This window comes from Curtobacterium sp. MCPF17_046 (genome assembly GCF_003224295.1).
GTDB lineage: Bacteria > Actinomycetota > Actinomycetes > Actinomycetales > Microbacteriaceae > Curtobacterium.
This window is the reverse complement of record NZ_QKLB01000001.1, coordinates 82,934-97,262: the sequence shown is the minus strand read 5'-3', so window position 1 is coordinate 97,262 and position 14,329 is coordinate 82,934. Positions and strand designations below refer to the sequence as shown.

General features: G+C 72.2%; 9 protein-coding genes and 1 pseudogene. 1 reads left to right on the top strand and 9 read right to left on the bottom strand.

Features of this window, described 5'->3' with window-relative positions:
- The first annotated feature begins 182 nt into the window (after nt 1-182).
- Nucleotides 183-443, top strand: a complete 261-nt coding sequence (gene rpsT, locus DEJ32_RS00420; protein WP_110889633.1) for a 30S ribosomal protein S20 — start codon at nt 183-185, stop codon at nt 441-443.
- Nucleotides 444-711: 268 nt separating this feature from the next.
- Here rpsT and holA read toward each other — a convergent pair whose 3' ends face one another.
- The 9 genes and pseudogenes from holA to DEJ32_RS00370 all read right to left on the bottom strand — a co-directional run bounded on the left by holA (nt 712) and on the right by DEJ32_RS00370 (nt 14,182).
- Nucleotides 712-1,731 carry a DNA polymerase III subunit delta gene (gene holA / locus DEJ32_RS00415; RefSeq protein WP_110825304.1) on the bottom strand — a complete coding sequence of 340 codons (1,020 nt, stop codon included), beginning with the start codon at nt 1,729-1,731 and terminating at the stop codon, nt 712-714.
- Nucleotides 1,732-2,522: 791 nt separating this feature from the next.
- Nucleotides 2,523-3,785, bottom strand: a pseudogene (locus DEJ32_RS16630) (ComEC/Rec2 family competence protein); the annotation flags it as partial.
- A gap of 722 nt (nt 3,786-4,507) precedes the next feature.
- Nucleotides 4,508-5,251 carry a ComEA family DNA-binding protein gene (locus DEJ32_RS00400; protein ID WP_110899961.1) on the bottom strand — a complete coding sequence of 248 codons (744 nt, stop codon included), beginning with the start codon at nt 5,249-5,251 and terminating at the stop codon, nt 4,508-4,510.
- A gap of 132 nt (nt 5,252-5,383) precedes the next feature.
- Nucleotides 5,384-5,578, bottom strand: coding sequence for a hypothetical protein (locus DEJ32_RS00395; protein ID WP_146234044.1), 195 nt, complete (start codon nt 5,576-5,578; stop codon nt 5,384-5,386).
- 120 nt (nt 5,579-5,698) lie between these two features.
- Nucleotides 5,699-8,254 (bottom strand): leucine--tRNA ligase, encoded by a 2,556-nt coding sequence (leuS, locus tag DEJ32_RS00390; RefSeq protein WP_110899959.1) that lies wholly within the window; start codon nt 8,252-8,254, stop codon nt 5,699-5,701.
- 50 nt (nt 8,255-8,304) lie between these two features.
- Nucleotides 8,305-10,020, bottom strand: coding sequence for a thiol reductant ABC exporter subunit CydC (gene cydC, locus DEJ32_RS00385; RefSeq protein WP_110899958.1), 1,716 nt, complete (start codon nt 10,018-10,020; stop codon nt 8,305-8,307).
- A complete protein-coding gene (gene cydD, locus DEJ32_RS00380) occupies nt 10,017-11,750 on the bottom strand; it encodes a thiol reductant ABC exporter subunit CydD (RefSeq protein ID WP_110899957.1) in 1,734 nt (577 codons plus the stop codon). The genes cydC and cydD overlap by 4 nt, the downstream gene beginning before the upstream one ends.
- A gap of 13 nt (nt 11,751-11,763) precedes the next feature.
- Nucleotides 11,764-12,768, bottom strand: a complete 1,005-nt coding sequence (gene cydB / locus DEJ32_RS00375) for a cytochrome d ubiquinol oxidase subunit II (protein WP_110899956.1) — start codon at nt 12,766-12,768, stop codon at nt 11,764-11,766.
- Between the two features lies 1 nt (nt 12,769).
- Nucleotides 12,770-14,182, bottom strand: a complete 1,413-nt coding sequence (locus tag DEJ32_RS00370; RefSeq protein ID WP_110825299.1) for a cytochrome ubiquinol oxidase subunit I — start codon at nt 14,180-14,182, stop codon at nt 12,770-12,772.
- Between the last annotated feature and the right edge of the window lie 147 nt (nt 14,183-14,329).

Here is a 14,329-nt window from a genome sequence, read left to right as displayed (position 1 = left end):
GTAACCCGTCACGATCCCGCCGCGTGTCCGACGTGTTGCGCTTTGGTGACGCGGGGTCGGCCTGGTAACGTTGCTGGCTGGCTTACGCGTTCCGTCGCCCACGGGTGGAACGCGATGCGACGAAGGGCCCCTCTACCCGGGATCGCAACCACCCGTCCGAGACGAAACCAGGAGCAACACGCATGGCGAACATCAAGTCGCAGCTCAAGCGCATCAAGACCAACCAGAAGGCCACCGACCGCAACAAGGCGTACAAGTCGGAGCTGAAGACGTACATCCGTCACACCAACGAGGCCATCGCCTCGGGCGACAAGGACAAGGCCGTCGCCGCCCTGTCGCTCGCCGCGAAGAAGCTCGACAAGGCCGTGAGCAAGGGTGTCATCCACAAGAACCAGGCCGCGAACCGCAAGTCGGCCATCGCGAAGAAGGTCTCCGCGCTCTGATCTGAGTCGCTGACGACCGAAGGCCCTGCACCGGTGGTGCGGGGCCTTCGTCGTTCCCGGGGTGCTGCGGTGCGGTGCGGCCGCGGTGCGGTGCGGTGCGGTGCGGTGCGGCCGCGCGGCGTCAACTGGTTTCCGCCCGCCGCATCCGGTCCACACCACGGGGATCAGCGGTTCGAACGGGAAGTCGTTGTGCGCTGCCGGACGGAACCGCGGCTGGGCGCGGCGGCGTGCGGGCGGCGCCAGCGCTCGGCCGGGAGGCCCGGAGGCGTCAGCGGGCCTCGCCGCGCCGGGCGATGGTGCGGACCATGAGCTCGAGGGCGAAGTGCGCGTCACGGGAGCCGCCCTTCACGGCGGCGTCCGCCTCGGCGATGCTCGTGATCGCGTTCGCGAGGCCGGCTTCGCTCCACCCGGCGACGTCCCGTTGCGCGCGCTGCACCTGCCACGGCGCGAGGCCGAGCGCGGAAGCAGCCTGTCCGCTCGAGCCGCGGAAGGAGCTCACCTTCGCCATCGTGCGGATCTTGCTCGCGAAGGCGGCGACGATCGGGACCGGGGCCTCACCGGTCGCGAGGGCGTGCCGCAGTTCGACGATCGCCGGGGCGGACCGACCGGCGAGGGCGATGTCCGCCACCTTGAAGGCGTTCGTTTCGACCCGGCCGCCGTAGTACTTGTCGACGGTGCGGTCGGTGATCTCGTCGGCTTCGTCGGCGAGGAGCTGCCGGCACGCGGCGGCGAGTTCGGCGAGGTCGTCGGCGAACGCGGCGACGAGCGTCCGCACCGCCGACGGCGCGATCTTCCGACGGGCGGCACGGAACTCCGCGTTGACGAAGTCGATCCGGTCGGTGTCGCGCTTGATCTCGTCGCACTGGACCTCGATGCCGCCGCCGACCCCGCTGCGGATGGTGTCGAGGAGCTTCTTGCCCCGCACTCCCCCACCGTGTCGGAGCACCAGGGTGACGTCGTCGGCGGGACCCTGGAGGTACGAGATGCTCTCGGTGATGAAGGCGTCCGTGCACTTCTCGACGTTCGTGACGCGCACGAGACGGGGTTCGCCGAACAGGGACGGGCTCGCCAGGGTCGCCAGCAGGCCCGGGGCGTACTGGTCGGCCTCGAGGTCGTGGACCTCGAGTGCCGGGTCCTCACCGACGAGCAGGTCGCGCAGCATGCCGATCGAGCGCTCGGCCAGGAAGGTCTCGGCACCGGTGACCAGGACGACCGGGGCGGGACGGATCGCCGACCACGGGACCTGGTCGATCTTCGCTGCGGCGCGCGCGGGCTTCTTGGCGGGCATGCGGGTCCTTCCGGTGGTGCTGGGCGGCGACGCCGGCCCTCCCGCTGCACGGTCGGCAGGAGCGGTCGGGGTCGCCTCGATCCTACGGGCGTCAGCCGACGGCCCGGGCCGACGACGGAGACCGGGGCTGCGGGCCTGCTGCCCGTGCGGCGGATGCCCTGGTCCGGACCGTCGTCGTCATCGTGGCGCTCGGTCCACACCTCGAGCGGGCGAGGACCGGCCGGACCGTCGCTTCCTCCGGCAGCACCGTCATCGGCACCGTCGCCCCCGTCCGTCGGTTCTCCGCCCCGGATGACGATCGTGCCCGACCGGTCCGTCCGGTACGGGGTGGTACCGGCATCGACGAGCATCTCCAGCGCCCGCTCCGTCGGGTGCCCGTAGTCGTTGTCCGCCCCGACGCCGATCAATCCGACACGGGCGGCGAGCACGCGGTAGAGGTCCGGGTCTTGGTCGGCGGATCCGTGGTGCGCGACCTTGACGACGTCCACCGGGGACAGGGTCTCCGGTGGGGCCGTCCGCAGGAGCCGCCGTTGCGCGTCCTCCCCCAGGTCCCCGAGCAACAGCGCCGTCGTGCACCCCGGGCAACGCCGGCCCGGTGCCGGGTCGATCCGTAGGACGATGCTCGCCGCGTTGCCCGAACGGTCGTCGCCCGCTGGTGGCCAGATCACCCGCCATCGCAGGTCGCCGAGCACGCCCCCGGTCCCGTCGGCGGTACGGCGGACGTCGACACCGGCCGTCTGGAGCTCGGACACCACGCGCACGTCCGCGGGCCGGCCGACCGGTCCGACGAGGGCGATGTCCACCTCACCCGCGACCTCGTCGACCGCACCGACGTGGTCACGGTCGAAGTGCGTCAGGACGAGCAGGTCGATGTGCTCGACGCCGAGCAGGGTGAGGCATGCCCGGAGTCGCTCGGGGTCGTCGCCGGTGTCGACCAGTGCCGTCTGCCCGTCGCTCCTGAGCAGGGTCGCGTCGCCCTGGCCGACGTCGCACATCGCGGTGGTCCAGCCCGTCGGCACCGTACTGCGGACGAGCACGTCGGGCACGGTGACCGCACCGACACCGAGGACGACCGTCACCGCCGCTCCGACGCAGGCCAGCCGTCGGACCCGCCCTGGACGGAGCACCGCGACCACCAGCACGGCGCAAACCACGGTCGCGAGGAAGACCCCGACCGGGGCAGCCGGCCACGGGGCCGAGGCCGCCGGCAGTGCCGCGGCGCGGTCCGCGATCTCCCCGATGCCGGCAGCGGGGACCCACCCGACGGTCGCGAGGAGCTGCGCTCCGGACGGCCACAGCGGGGCGAGGAGGCACGCCACGAGCCCCACGACGGTCGCGACCGGTGCGAGCACCTCGGCGAGCAGGTTGGCCGGCACGGCGTAGGTCGGCAGCGTGGGAGACAGCGCGACCGTGACTGGCCAGCACGCGATCTGTGCGGCGACGGGTACGGCGACCGCGGCGGCCACCGGGGGCCAGAACCGCCGCGTGAGCAGCTCCGTCAGCGGTGGGCCGAGCACCACGATCCCGGAGGTCGCCAGGACCGAGAGCGCGAACGCGGGTGACCGCGCCACCCACGGGTCGGCGACGAGCATCCCGATGGCAGCGAGCGCGATGAGCGGTACACCGCGTACCGGGCGCCCGGTCACGTGCACGACGAGCGCCACGATGGCCATCACTGATGCCCGGGTGATGGACGGGTCCGGCCGCACGAGCACCACGAACCCGAGCAACACCACGACGGCAGCGCCGGCACGCACCGCACGAGGAGCACCGAACGCCCGTCCGAGCAGCACCACCAACGCGACGATGACGGCGCAGTTCGACCCGGAGACGGCAGTGAGGTGGGTCAGGGCAGCGGCTTCCATGGCCCGCTCGGTGTCCGCGTCGAGTCCGGACCGGTCGCCGATGGCCAACCCGCGGAGCAGTGCGGCACCGGGTTCCGGCAGGTCGGCGGTGACGGCGACGAAGGCGGACCGGGCGACTGCGGTGCCGCCGAGCAGGCCGTGCGGCGGTGCGGCCGGACCGAGGTCACCACGGACGAAGAGGACGAACACCGTCGGCGCTCCGGGCTCGTCGGCCTCGAGCTGACCGCGCACCTGGACGACCGACCCGGCCGCGAGCGCCTCCCGACGCGGTTCGTCGAGCGCGGGCACGATCCGGACCGGGACGCGCAGGCCGTCGTGCCGCGGGGTGCGCGCTCCGACCGCCAGGAGCGTCCCGACCACGGACCGGTCCGCGGGCGGGAGGTCACGGTCGAGGCGCACCTGCGCGTGGACGGTCCGGCCAGACACGGCGCGGACCGCCGCTGGCTCTCGTCGTCCCTGGCCCACCGCGACCGCCACGGACACCAGAGCGACGAGGAGCGCGGCCGTGAGCACCAGGGCCGCCACTGCCCGCACCGAGGCGGTCACACCCGGTCCGGAGGGTCGTCGGTCGACGGCGAGGCTGCCCGACCGCGCCGGTCTCTCCCGGCGTCGGAGCACGACCGTCACGAGCGCCACCACTGCCACGGCGGCCGCCACCGCACCGACCCAGGCAGCTGCATGGGGAGCGCCGACCACGAGCGCGACGACGACCCACGTGCCTGCGGCCGGCCCGGCGAGCCGGAGGTCGGCCACGGAGGCGCGCTGCCCCCGGCCAGCCCCGACCGGGACGGCACCGTGGACGTCGAGGTCGCGTGCGCGCGGTTCGTGCGGCGCCGTCCGAGGCGTCTGCACCCCCGTCGATACCGTGCTCGCACCCGTCGACCCCGTGCTCGCACCCGTCGTCTTCGTGTTCACACCCGCACCCGGTCCCGGAGCTCGGCGAAGCGCGCGTCGCCGATGCCGCTGACCTCGAGCAGGTCCTCGACGGCCTGGAAGCCGCCGTGCTCCTCCCGCCACGTCAGGATGCGCTGGGCCATGGCCGGACCGATCCCGGGGAGCGTCTCGAGCGTCGTGGCATCGGCGGTGTTGAGGTCCACGACCGCGCCCGCTGGCGATCCCCCGTCCGCCCCGGCTCCAGCTCCGGATCCGGGCCCGGTCGCACCTCCGCCGCCACCGCCTGCCGGGAGTTCGGCGGGCACCTCGGTCTCCCCGACGCGGGGGACGTACAGCCGCTCACCGTCGACGACGGGCCGCGCCAGGTTCAGTCGGGTGAGGTCGGCGTCCGCCGCGGCTCCCCCGGCCGCGTCGAGTGCATCGGCGACCCGGTCGCTCGCGGCCACCCGCACCACACCGGGATGCGCCACCGCCCCGACCACGTACACGACGGCGACGGTGTCCGGCACGGACGCTCCCGCACCCGCGGCACCGCTCGAGGCCGGCAGGCTCGGCTCGACCGGTGTCCCGGTCGACCGCGCAGCGGCAGCTCCGTCGTCGGACGCGGCCACCGTCGGCGCGCCCGACACCACCGTCACGCCCGTGCCGACGCTGCCGTCGCCGTCGGCGCCCCCGCCCAGCCAGACCACGCCGACCGCGACCAGCACCACGACGCCGACGAGCACCAGGGCGGCACGGGGCGAGAGCGCGAAGCGGGACATGCCGGAACGCTACGGAGCCCGGTTCCCGGATCCGGCCCGAACGGTGCGCCTGTGGACGACCGCCGCTCCCCGGTCAGAAGTGGAGGGACGCCCTCTGCTCGACGCCTGACACGCTGGGACGGACCTGCGGTCTCAACGCTCGTCCTGGTTCCGCAGGCTCCACACGGCTCGGCGCAGGGTGATGGGCATCACGAGGACCACCAACAGCCACGAGCTGATGTTCGCCGTGTTGAGGACCGCGTTCACGATGCCCACGAGCAGCAGCAGGCTCGACGAGACCATCGTGGTCAGGGCGAACCACCGCGGCCACGGTCGCTGTGGCTCCACGTCGGTACCGCACCGGTCCCTGCGCTGGTCGGTCCCGGCCGGGACTTCGGTCTCGGCCGGCACACGGCGACGACGCCGGAGGCGGTGGGCGCACGCCTGGCGTACGGCATGCCCCGACCGCTACCCCTTGATCGCGATGTTCACGAGCTTCGGCGCCCGCACGATGACCTTCACGATCTCCCGGTCCCCGATGTACCGCTGCACAGCCGCCGAGTCCCGGGCGAGCTGCTCGAGCTCGTCCGCCTCGATCGACTTCGACACCTCGAACGAGTCGCGCACCTTGCCGTTGACCTGCACGACCGCGGTCAGGGTCTCCTGCACGAGCAACGTCGGGTCGGCCTTCCGCCACCCGAACGTCGCGACCGGCGAGTCGTAGCCGAGCGTCTGCCACATCTCCTCGCCGGTGTACGGCGCGAAGACGCTCAGGCCCAGGGCGATCGTCTCCGCGGCCTCGCGCACGGCGGGGTCGGCGGCGCCGGGGCCGCTGTCGATCGCCTTGCGGGTGACGTTGACCAGGTCCATGAGCCGCGCGATCACGACGTTGAACTTGAACGACTCCATCAGGCCCGGGGCGTCGGACAGGAAACGGTGGGTGGCCTGGCGGACACCACGGTCCCCGGTGGACCACACCGCGTCGGGCGTCGAGGTGACGTCGACGGCGATGCGGTACGCGCGGGCCAGGAAGCGTGCGGAGGCCGCCGGCGAGACGTCCTCCCAGTTGATGTCGTCCTCGGGCGGTCCCGCGAAGCCCATCACGAGACGGATCGCGTCGACGCCGTGTGTGTCGAGCTCGTCGCCGAGCGAGACGCCGCCCTTCGACTTCGACATCTTCGAGCCACCGGAGAGCACCATGCCCTGGTTGAGCAGCGCCGAGAAGGGCTCGGTGAAGTCGAGGTAGCCGAGGTCGAAGAGCACCTTCGTGACGAAGCGTGCGTAGAGCAGGTGCAGGATCGCGTGCTCGACGCCGCCGATGTACTGGTCGACCGGGGCCCACTTGTTGACGAGCGCCGGGTCGAACGCCTGCGTCTCGTCCTGCGGGGACAGGAAGCGCAGGAAGTACCACGACGAGTCGACGAAGGTGTCCATCGTGTCCGGGTCGCGGCGGGCGGGGCTGCCGTCCACCGGGTTCGGCACGTTGACCCACTCGGTCGCGCCACCGAGGGGCGACGTGCCCTTCGGCTTGAGGTCGAGGCCCTCGGTGTCCGGCAGGACCACGGGCAGCTGGTCCTCGGGCACCGGGTACTGGGTGCCGTCCTCGCCGTGGATGATCGGGATCGGGGTGCCCCAGAAGCGCTGGCGGGAGATGAGCCAGTCACGCAGGCGGTACGTCTTGGCGGCGCGCCCGGTGCCGCGCTCCTCGAGCAGGCCGATCGCCGCGGTGATGGCGTGCTGCTTGCTCATGCCGTCGAGCGGTCCGGAGTTGATCATCCGGCCCTGCCCGGTGAGTGCCTCCCCCGTGGAGACCGGGTCGAGCGCCGGCAGGTCCTCGAGCGTCGCGCCCTCGGGGATGACCGGGATCGCGCCGGTGACGGCCTGGTTCGTGTCGACGACCACCTTGACGGGCAGGTCGAAGGCGCGGGCGAAGTCGAGGTCGCGCTGGTCGTGGGCGGGGACGGCCATGACGGCTCCGTGCCCGTAGTCGGCGAGGACGTAGTCGGCAGCCCAGAGCGGCAGGCGCTCCCCGGTGAGCGGGTGGATCGCCGAGCGGCCGAGCGGCACACCGGTCTTCGGGCGGTCGGCGTTCTGCCGGTCGATGTCCGACGCCTTCTGCGTGGCGACCAGGTACTCCTGGAAGGCGGCGCGGGTGGCGTCGTCGACGGACGGGTCGGCGACGAGTTCCGCGGCCAGGTCCGAGTCGGGCGCCACGACCAGGAAGGTCACACCGTGGATGGTGTCCGGACGGGTGGTGAAGACCGTGACGGGCTCGTCCCGACCCTCGATGACGAAGTCGACGTCGGCGCCGACCGAGCGGCCGATCCAGTTGCGCTGCATCGCGATGACCTTCGACGGCCACCGTCCCTCGAGCTGGTTGAGGTCGTCGAGCAGCCGGTCCGCGTAGTCCGTGATCTTGAAGTACCACTGCGTGAGCTTCTTCTTGACGACGACGGCGCCGGAACGGTCCGAGGTGCCGTCGGGCAGGACCTGCTCGTTGGCCAGGACGGTCTGGTCCACCGGGTCCCAGTTGACCCAGCTGTCCTTCCGGTACGCCAGGCCCTTCTCGTACATCTTGAGGAACAGCCACTGGTTCCACTTGTAGTACTCGGGGTCCGAGGTGTGGATCTCGGTCGACCAGTCGAACGACGGCGCGTAGCGCTTGAAGGACGCCTTCTGCTGCGCGATGTTCGCGTAGGTCCAGTCCTTCGGGTCGACGCCCCGCTTGATCGCCGCGTTCTCGGCGGGCAGCCCGAACGAGTCCCAGCCGATGGGGTGGAGCACGTTGAAGCCCTGCTGCCGCCAGTACCGCGCCACGAAGTCGCCGAGCGCCCAGTTCTCGGCGTGCCCCATGTGCAGGTCACCGGACGGGTACGGGAACATCTCGAGGATGTACTTGCGCGGGCGCTTGTCGTCGGGGTCGGCAGTGAAGAGGCCGAGCTCTTCCCACCGTGCCTGCCACTTCTCCTGAATGCGCCGGAAGTCGTAGGTGTGCGGGTCCTCGACGTGCTGCTCGATGGTCACGGTCCACAACGATACAAGCCGGGAGGCTCCTCCTGCGTCCTCCGGTCGGCTCACGCCGCGAGCAGGCGTCCGTCCGCCATCCGGAGGGTCCGGTCGACGAGGTCGGCCGGCACCGGCACGTGGGAGACGACGAGGAGCGTGCGCCCCGCTGCGCGGGCCGTCGACACCAGGTCGCGCAGGACGGCGTCGCCGAGGTCGGGGTCGATGTCGGCGGTCGGTTCGTCGAGCACGAGGACCGGGAACGCGTGCAGGAGCGCTCGCGCGAGCGCCAGTCGGTGGGCCTGCCCGCCGGACACGAGCGCCCCGCGCTCCCCCACGCCCGCGTCGAGTCCACCGCGTCGGGCCACCCACGCGCCGAGACCGACGCGGTCGAGCACCGCGAGCAGGTCCTCGTCCGTCGCACTGTCCCTGGCGAACAGCAGGTTCTGGCGGACCGACTGGTCGAACACGAACGGGTCCTGCTCGATGAGCCCCACCCGGGCGCGGACGGCGTCGGGGTGCAGCGTCCGCGCCTCCACGCCGTCCAGCGTGTAGCTGCCCGTGTGCTCGACGAACCGGACGAGTGCGTCGACGAGGGACGACTTGCCCGACCCGCTCGGCCCGCGCAGCACGACGACCTCGCCGGGCTCGAGGTCGAACGACACCCCGTCCACCGCAGGTGCCGCGGCACCGGGCCACCGGACGGAGAGGTCACGCACGCGGACGGCCACGGTCGCGGGCGCGGCGAGTTCCTCGGCGGGGGCCGCGGCGTCCGGCTCCGGTACCAGGCCGGCGGGCAGCTCGGGGGAAACGACCTGCTCGACACGCTCCGCGGCCGCGCGCACCCGGCGCAGGGTCAGGACCGCCAGCGGCACGACGCCGACGACCTCGAACAGGGCGAGCGGGACGAACACCGCCAGCGCCCAGAGCGGACCGTCGAGGGCACCCGACACCACCGCGGGCGCACCGACGGCGAGGACCCCGAGGACGGCGGCACCGCCGACGAGCCCGACGAGCGCGCCGACGAGGGACTCCACCGCCCCGCGGCGACGGACGGCACGCGTGACGCGGTCGTCCAGCCGTGCGATGTGCGCGAGCCGTTCCTCGAGGGTGCCGTACGCGGCGAAGACGTCGAGCGTCCGCACGGTGTCGAGCACGAGGTCGGCGACGTGCCCGCGGTCCGCAGCGGTCTCCCGGTCCGACCGGGTCGCGACGACGCTCGTGACGACAGTGCCGACGAGCGCGGCGACGCCGAGCGCCAGCAGTAGCACGAGGGCGGCCGGCGGGGACACGAACGCGACCGCGACCACGGAGAGCAGGGCCGTGACCCCGGCCGAGACGAGGGGGCCGACCACCCGGATGGGCAGGTCCTGCAGGCGGTCGGTGTCGGTGACCAGCCGCGTCAGGAGGTCGCCGCGACCGGACGACCCGAGTCCGGCCGGCGCGACGGAGGCGAGTCGCCGGTACATCTCGGTGCGCACGACGGCGAGTTGCCGGAACGATGCATCGTGGCCGGACAGGCGGTCGACGTACCGGAGGACGGCGCGGCCGAGCGCGAAGGCGCGGACGCCGACCATGACGAGGGTGAGGTACAGGATCGGCGGGTGCTCGGCGGCCCGGGTGATGAGGTACCCGCTCGCGGCGAGGAGCGCGACGGCGCACAGCGCGCTGAGCACGCCGGCGGCGACCGCCTTCGCCCATCCGCGACCACGGGGCATCGCGAGCCGGAGGACCGACGGAGGACGGGCCTCCCGGGCGGTCCCGGTCGTGCCGTCAGGCGCGCTCATGCGGACACCGCCTGCGCGGTCCGGACGGCGACCGAGCCGTCGGGGGTGGTCGACACGACGACGTCGGCCGCGGCGACGACGGCCGGACGGTGGCTGGCGACGACCACGACCGCGCCACCGTCCGCGAGCCGCCGCACGGCGGCGACCACGAGTGCCTCGGACTCGGCATCGAGCGCCGACGTCGGCTCGTCGAGGAGCACCAGCGGCGTGCTGGCGGTCGCGGCCCGGTACAGCCCGCGCGCCACGGCGACGCGTTGCGCCTCACCGCCCGACAGTCCGGCCCCGCCGGAGCCGACCGCCAGGCCCGGGTCCGCGCCCAGCCCGACCGCACCGAGCGCGCTCCGCACCTGTGCGGCGTCGCCTCCGGCGGCGGACAGGGTCACGTTCTCGGCGACGGTGCCGCGGACGAGCCGCGCCCGCTGGTCCACCCAGGTGGTCCGGTCCGCCACGGACACGTCGGCCGGACCGGGGACGACGACCGTGCCCTCGTGCGGGAGCACACCGCGGAGTGCGGCGAGGAGGCTCGACTTGCCGGATCCGCTCGGTCCGGCGAGCGCGACGACGGTCCCGGCGGGAGCGGTCAGGTCGACCGGGCCGATGACGACGTCCGGCCGGTGCACGGTCACGCCGCTGAGGACCAGCGCGCCGGCGTCAGCGGTCCCCGCTGCCGGGTCGGGCGCCGCCGTCGTCTTCGGTGCGTCCTGCTGCGGGACGTCCTGCTGCCGGTCGGTCTGCTGCGGGCCGACCTGCTGCGGGTCGGTCGGCTGCGGGTCGTCGAGCACGTCGAGGACGGCCTGCGAGGCCTCGACCCCGTCCTGGGCCGCGTGGAAGTCGGCGCCGACCTGCCGGATCGGGGCGAACGCCTCGGGTGCGAGGACGAGCACGAACATCGCCGCGCCGAGGCCGAGCGACCCGTCCACGAGCCGGATGCCGATCGACACCGCGACCAGGGCGACGGACAGGCTCGCGGCGAGTTCGAGCGCGAACCCGCTGACGAACGACAGTCGGAGCACGCCCAGGGTGCCGCGGCGGTACTCGTCGGTGACCCGGTCGATCCGACCGACCTGCCGCCGGGCCCGTCCGAACACCTTGAGGGTCGCCAGGCCCTCGACCGCCTCCGTGAACGCCCCGCCGAGTCGGGCGAGCGCGTCCGCCTGACGGCGCTGCAGTGTCTGCGTGGCCAGACCGATGAGGACCATGAAGACCGGGATGACCGGCATCGCGCACACGATGACGACGGCGCTCGTCAGGTCCCCGAGCGCGATCGCGACCACGAGGACCGGGGTCGCGACCGCCGTGAGCGCGAGCTGCGGCAGGTAGCGGCCGAAGTACGCGTCGAGGGCGTCGAGACCCGGACCGAGCGTCGTGGCGAACCCGGCGCTCGACCGACCGGCGAGCCACCCGGGGCCCCGGTCGGCCGCGCGCCGGAGCACGGCGGCGCGGAGTTCGCTCTTCACGCGGGCCCCCGCGCGCGCCGCCAGGTCGTCGGTGGCCCATGCCGCGAGCGCGCGGAGCAGGAACGCCGCGCCGAGGAGCGCGAGTGTGGCCGGGAACGTCCCGGGCACCTGCCCGTCCCGGACCGCGTCGACGACCTGGGTCACCGCCGCGGCGATGCCCCAGGCGATCCCGATGGTGGCGGTCGTCCGCACCACGCCCGTCCCGGCGGCGGCGAGGACGAACCCGCGCGCGGTCCGGGACAGCCGGAGCAGACGGGGGTCGAGCGGCTTCATCCGGGCCTCCTGGTCAGTGCGCGGCCTGCGCGACGGTCGCGCGCGAGACCCGCTTGCGGAAGACCCAGTACGTCCACGCCTGGTACGCGAGCACGAGCGGCAGGAACACCACCGCGACCCAGCTCATCACGGTCAACGTGTAGTCGCCGGAGGAGGCGTTCGCGACGGTGAGGCTGTTCGCCGGGTCGTTCGACGCCGGCATGACGTCGGGGAACACGGCGGTGAACATGGCCAGGACGACCGCGCCGATCGTGACGGCCATGAGCGTGAACGCTCGCCCCTCCCGCCCGCGGGCGGCGCAGAGGACCGCGACCACCAGCGCGACCGCGGCGACGGCGGACAGCACGAGCGACGCCGGGGTGGCGCGGACGGACGCCATCGTGACGAGGAACGCGGCGGCCACCGCGATGGTGAGGACACCGGAGCGCTTCGCCAGCCGGATGGCCCGCTCACGCATCTCCCCCTCGGTCTTCAGCGCGACGAAGACGACGCCGTGCGTGAAGAACACCAGGAGCGTCGTCACGCCGGTGAGCAGGGCGAAGGGGTTGAGCAGGTTGAACAGGGTGCCGGTGTAATCGTGCCCAGCGTCCATCGGGATCCCCCGCACGACGTTGCCGAACGCGACGCCCCACAGGAACGACGGCACCGCGCTGCCGACGATGATCATGAGGTCGAAGCGGCGCTTCCACTCGAGGCGCTTGTCCTGGTGGCGGTACTCGAACGACACCCCGCGGGCGATGAGCGCGGCCAGGATGAGCAGCAGCGCCAGGTAGAAGCCGGAGAACATCGTCGCGTACCACTCCGGGAACGCCGCGAACAGGCACGCTCCGGCGACGATGACCCAGGTCTCGTTGAGGTCCCAGACGGGGCCGATGGTGTTGATGAGCACGCGTCGGTCGGTGTCGTCCTTGCCGAGGAACGGCAGGGACATCCCGACACCGAAGTCGAACCCGTCGAGCACGAAGTACCCGACGAAGAACAGTCCGACGATCGCGAACCAGAGAACAGGCAGGTCCATCTCAGTACACCGTCACTTCGTGCTCGACCTCGCCGGTCTCCTCGTCGACCGCGGCCGGAGCGGCCGGGCCCTCCTGGGCGACCTTCTTGATGAGTCGGAACTCGACCACCGCGAGGGATCCGTAGATGAGCGTGAACACGACGAGCGAGATGAGCACCTCGAGGCCGGTCACGTTCGGGGAGACGCCGTCGGCGGTCTTCAGCAGTCCGAACACGAGCCACGGCTGGCGGCCCATCTCGGTGAAGACCCAGCCGACGATCATCGCGGCCATCGGCAGCGGGACCGCCCAGATCGCGATGCGCCACATCCAGCGCTGCTGCGGGAAGCGGCCCTTGCGGGTGAGCCACAGCCCGGCGAGCGACACCATCACGGCGCCGACGCCGAGGGCGATCATCCAGCGGAAGGACCAGTAGGTCACCCAGATGACCGGCTTGTAGTCCCCGGGGCCGTACACCTGCGTGTACTGCGCCTGCAGGTCGTTGATGCCCTCGACCGTGCCGGTGAACGTGTGGGTCGACAGGAAGGAGAGCAGGTACGGGATGCGGATCGAGAACAGCTCGCGGACACCGTCGGGGGTGCCGAGGGTGAAGACCGAGAACGAGGCGTCCTTGCCGGTCGCGGTGCCGTAGAGTGCCTCGGCCGCGGCCATCTTCATCGGCTGCGTCTCGACCATGGTCAGGCCGAGCTGATCCCCGGTGAGGACGGTGAGCGCCCCGGCCGCGACCATCGTCCACAGCCCGAACTTGAGCGCCGGCATCATCGTCTCGAGGTTCTGGTTGCGCGAGAGGTGGAACGCGGCGACCGAGATGATCACGCCGGCCGCGACCATGAAGCACGCGAAGACGGTGTGCGGGAACGCGGCGAGGGCGACCTTGTTGCCGAGGACGGCCCAGATGTCGGTGAGCTCCGCGCGGCCCTTGGCCTCGTTCAGCGCGTACCCGACCGGGTGCTGCATGAAGGCGTTGGCGGCGATGATGAAGTACGCCGACATGATCGTGCCCGCGCTGACGCACCAGATGCTCGCCAGGTGGAGCTTCTTCGGCAGGCGGTCCCAGCCGAAGATCCAGACGCCGATGAAGGCCGCCTCGAAGAAGAACGCCAGGATGCCCTCGAGCGCGAGCGGGGCACCGAAGACGTCGCCGACGAACCGCGAGTAGTCCGACCAGTTCATCCCGAACTGGAACTCCTGCACGATGCCGGTGACGACACCCATCGCGAAGTTGATGAGGAAGATGCGCCCGAAGAAGCGGGTCAGCTGCAGGTAGTGCGCGCGACCGGTGCGGACCCAGGCCGTCTGGAACACCGCGACGACGACCGCCATGCCGATCGTCAGCGGGACGAAGAGGAAGTGGTAGATCGTCGTCAGACCGAACTGCCACCGCGACAGGAGGAGCGGATCGAGGAGGTCGTTCATGCGGCCGGGCCCGTCGGGATCGCCGCGCGCTGTTCGTGCACGTTGAGATGCTTCCTGTGGAAGGGGTTCTGCTCGTTGCCGTCACGTCGTCGGGACCCTTCGACGGTACTGCTGGACACCCCACTTCGACAAGTTGTAGAGACCCCT

Bases quoted from the DNA above. Each gene is read 5' to 3' on its own strand.
- rpsT (WP_110889633.1), top strand. From the start codon at position 183: ATGGCGAACATCAAGTCGCAGCTCAAGCGCATCAAGACCAACCAGAAG.
- holA (WP_110825304.1), bottom strand. From the start codon at position 1,731: ATGCCCGCCAAGAAGCCCGCGCGCGCCGCAGCGAAGATCGACCAGGTC.
- DEJ32_RS00400 (WP_110899961.1), bottom strand. From the start codon at position 5,251: ATGTCCCGCTTCGCGCTCTCGCCCCGTGCCGCCCTGGTGCTCGTCGGC.
- cydC (WP_110899958.1), bottom strand. From the start codon at position 10,020: ATGAGCGCGCCTGACGGCACGACCGGGACCGCCCGGGAGGCCCGTCCT.
- cydD (WP_110899957.1), bottom strand. From the start codon at position 11,750: ATGAAGCCGCTCGACCCCCGTCTGCTCCGGCTGTCCCGGACCGCGCGC.
- cydB (WP_110899956.1), bottom strand. From the start codon at position 12,768: ATGGACCTGCCTGTTCTCTGGTTCGCGATCGTCGGACTGTTCTTCGTC.
- DEJ32_RS00370 (WP_110825299.1), bottom strand. From the start codon at position 14,182: ATGAACGACCTCCTCGATCCGCTCCTCCTGTCGCGGTGGCAGTTCGGT.